Annotated in this window: 2 protein-coding genes and 1 pseudogene; 2 read left to right on the top strand and 1 reads right to left on the bottom strand. The window is 49.5% G+C overall.

Annotation, left to right across the window (positions count from 1 at the left end; all coding sequences use genetic code 11):
• Nucleotides 1–123: 123 nt before the first annotated feature.
• Nucleotides 124–286, top strand: a pseudogene (locus V6C07_RS01005) (IS5/IS1182 family transposase); the annotation flags it as partial.
• 345 nt (nucleotides 287–631) lie between these two features.
• On the opposite strand, the gene V6C07_RS01000 reads toward V6C07_RS01005, so the two are convergent.
• The gene (locus V6C07_RS01000) at nucleotides 632–1,819 is read right to left on the bottom strand and encodes an MBL fold metallo-hydrolase (RefSeq protein ID WP_333534540.1); all 1,188 of its coding nucleotides are present in this window, start codon (nucleotides 1,817–1,819) and stop codon (nucleotides 632–634) included.
• A 1,459-nt stretch (nucleotides 1,820–3,278) separates the two neighbouring features.
• Here V6C07_RS01000 and V6C07_RS00995 point away from each other — a divergent pair.
• The coding region (locus tag V6C07_RS00995; protein ID WP_333534539.1) for a hypothetical protein at nucleotides 3,279–3,745 on the top strand (467 nt) is incomplete at its 3' end.

The raw sequence follows: 3,745 nt of genomic DNA, 5'->3' as shown, positions 1-3,745 counted from the left end.
CACGGGCATTGCAGCGCGGGATCGCCACTTAGCGTCCCGCTCGCAAAGCACGCGCCAGCTTCAAGACAGCGCCAGACCTGACACCACATGGTAGCTACAAAATGTGCGAAAAATTCTGGACACTACCACAAAGAGCTTTATAAGGCACGACATCTGGTGGAAAACGCCTTTCTTCACTTGAAGCGATGGCGAGGAATCGCGACCAGATATGCGAAGAATACCGCATCGTTCCTAGTCGCGACTACCTCACATCAGATGCATTTTTCTTTGGGCATCAATCTCGTGACTACACTGCCTAGCTCAGTTCATTTCAGCATGAACATATCATCTATGAGTTTCTTCTTTATGTCTTTTATATTCTAGAAAAATATCTCCAACAAGTTTCTCCACAAACATATTTTCCCATCATCAGCAACAGGTCCACTGCGGTCAATCCTGTATTTCTGTAATACCAATTCCTCACACGCTCAGTTGGAACAGAAGTATTATTTGCCATTTGCTTTGACCTAAGACTGTTATCCCGGCTATTCACATATCCGGTTGCATAGCGGTTTGACCTCCGCGCCACAACACAGGACGACCTACTGTGGCGCCAGGGCCATTTCAGTAAAAAAGCCCTGGCGCTGATGGCCTATGCCAGCAATGCCCTTGCTATGGCTTCGCTCTTATCAAGATCGGCTTTTTCCGGGTTCCATTGCGAACGTATGCTTTCGTCAACAACCTGAAAGCCGGCCTTGGCAAGCTCCTCGCTCAGCACCTTGTTGCCCTCGCCGCTCCAGCCATAGCAGCCGAACACAGCGGCTTTTTTATTTTTAAATTTCAGCGAAGCCAAAAAGTGCAGCCACCCGGCAACGCTGGACAGAATGGTGCTGCTGACCGTTGGGGAGCCCACGGCAATGGCCCGTGATTTAAACACTTCGGTCATTATTTCATTTTTGTCTGTCTTGGAGATGTTGAACACCTTGACCTCAGTATTGGGGCTGACCCTGCCCGCCTGCTCAGCAATGGCATGAGCAAGCCGTGTGGTGCCTTCCCACATGGTGTCGTAAACAACGGTCAGCTGGTCTTCCTGATACTCCCGCGCCCATTGCGCGTATTTTTCGACAATCTGCATGGGATTGTCACGCCAGATGACGCCATGACTGGGGGCGATCATGTCGATGGGAATGTTCAGACCAGAAATTTCTTCAAGCTTTTTGGTCACAAAGGAAGAAAAGGGATTCAGGATATTCGCATAGTATTTCATTGCCTCTTTCTCAAGCAGGCACTGATCGGCCTTGTCATTAAAAAGACCTTCGACGGCAAAGTGCTGTCCAAAGGCATCATTGGAAAAAAGGATGTTATCTCCGGTGAGGTAGGTTGCCATACTGTCAGGCCAATGCAGCATCCGCATTTCGACAAAAACGAGCTTTTTTCCATTGCCTATATCAATGGTATCGCCGGTTTTTACCACATTGAAATTCCAGCCATGCTTTCCGTACTGCCCCTCAAGGCTTTTAACCGCATTGGCGGTGCAGTAAATGGGCAAATCAGGGCGTGCTTTCATAAGCTCGGTCAGGGCGCCGGAATGGTCCACCTCACCGTGGTTGGCCACCACGCAATCCAGCTTTGCAAGGTCAATTTCTGATTTGAGATTTTCAATAAACTCAAATCTGTGCGGCGCCCAAACCGTATCAATGAGTACGGTTTTCTCTTCTTCAACCAGATAGGCGTTCTGGCTGGAACCATTGATGATGGAATATTCATCTCCGTGAAAATGCTGCAATTCCCAATCGATATAACCAACCCAACTGACATTGGCTTTTACGTGCTTTCTCATAGCAAAATCATCCTTTTTGTTTCGGGTTGCGCACGGCCGCCAGCGCCCATCCATCGTTTGTGAACCGTGGGATTGACGCCGGACAGCCGCAAACATCGGTGTTCAAATTCTCAAGCCTGTGCCGCAACGCTTTCTGAAGGTGCTACGCCCTGGTACGCTGGCCTGGCTGGCACTCTACAACTAGGGGACTCCCGGAAAATGTCTCATGGCCCTGACTGACGACGCCCGAAACAGGCGCGCGACAGCCATCCTGCACCGCAGGGCAACCAGACACAGACATGCCAGACAGCATCGCCTGATCAATGAAAAAACAGGAGCGTTACGACATAGGCCCCTAGCCACGCGGCGAAGGAGGACCGTCGTGAGCCTTTGCGCCATCAAGAATTCGAATTGCCGTTTCCGATGGCTAGCCACATCTGAAGCTCGCGGCACGAGCAAGCTGTCTTCTGCCTCTGCCCGTTGGAATTGCCTGACGGTCGCGGGAACACACGCTCGCTGTGAGGAGCAGACGCAGAACCTCTGCGCTGTTACACGCTGAAGCGGCGTCTCCAACCTTTGAGGATATATATCCGCAAAGGTAGTTTGCTCCAGTTTCACACTATTCCGACGGTTGAGTAAAGCCCCAAAAAAATGCCCCGGTCTGGCAACGCAGGTCCGGGCATTTATAATGGATCTGAGATGACCTTAAAAAGTCGCATCAAAATTTTAAAAATATGCAAGCTTGGAAGGTGCGCCCCACTGAGAGCATGCGAATACTGGTCTGAACATTTCATGAAATGGTAAACGCCCCATTGAAACACAACAGCCCGGCGGAGCCACTCACCCTTTTGCAGACCACGCCCTGCCCCAGAGAAATATTTTCCCATGACTCAAATTTTTTTCGTGCAATAGCGCGGCCAAAAATAATTAAGCCCACAGATATTTACATTCGAGATAACGATTTCATGCTACACCCCGCAGTTGCCGAAACATGCCTGCCGTAGAATGCCCTGCCCTTGTACAGGGCCTGCCGAACATAAAAAATATCGGCTTCGCGTAAATCCGATTAAAATTCTATAGTTTTTTAGCGGGTTCACTTTCAAATACGAACAAATATACAATTATAAATATTATTATGCAATTCTGATTTAATAAAAATTACTGGATCATATTTATGATTTATTCAATCTAACTCCGCATAAAAACCCTATCTAAAAAGAGAAACTGTTATACCCTTATAGCCATCGCCTTTTTAATAACAGATATTATTAAAAAGGCGATGGCTTCTTCCCAGATCGTGGATCATAGCCTGCGCTGATTCACCCCTTATCTTCCCAATGCTGCACTCTTGCAAGAGAGGCAGAGGGGCATTGCCCCCTCAGAGAAGTAAACATTACGCTTACATACTCTCCCTTTTATACTTTCGGCATGCCCGTGCATTGCCGCCATATCACTGTATCCGGTACATCATGGAGGCTCCATGCCTACTATCACCCTTTCCCGTCCTGCTCAGGGGCAGGCAGTAACAGTTCGTGCAACAGACCAAAACGCAAAGATCGCGCTTGATTTTTCAACCGACGGCGTCACTCTGTCACGCGATGACAGCTCACTGATATTTACTTTTGAAGATGGCTCAGCCATCCGTATAGATGACTTTTACAGCAACTATCACGCCGAAAACATTCCTGATTTTGAAATCGCCGGCAAACTGGTTTCCGGCACGGAATTTTTCAGCGCTCTTGGCCCGGACCTCGTCCCTGCGGCGGGTCCGGCCACTGTCGAGCGCGGCTCTCGTTATAATGAGCACGGAACTTCCGACCTGATGGGCGGCCTTGACCACCTGGACGGCCTTGATATGGGAGTGGCCGGTTCAGTGGCCGGGGGCGACAGTATTCAGACCGCTCTTTTGAGAGTTGGGGGCGAATCTTCCGGAGCCGCCGCCAGCGA

This window comes from Desulfovibrio sp. 1214_IL3152 (assembly GCF_036763055.1).
In the GTDB taxonomy this organism is placed as follows: Bacteria; Desulfobacterota; Desulfovibrionia; order Desulfovibrionales; family Desulfovibrionaceae; genus Desulfovibrio.
This window is presented reverse-complemented; position numbering and strand designations above follow the sequence as displayed.

Coding starts and splice junctions, on each gene's coding strand:
- V6C07_RS01000 (WP_333534540.1), bottom strand. CDS start 1,819: ATGAGAAAGCACGTAAAAGCCAATGTCAGTTGGGTTGGTTATATCGAT.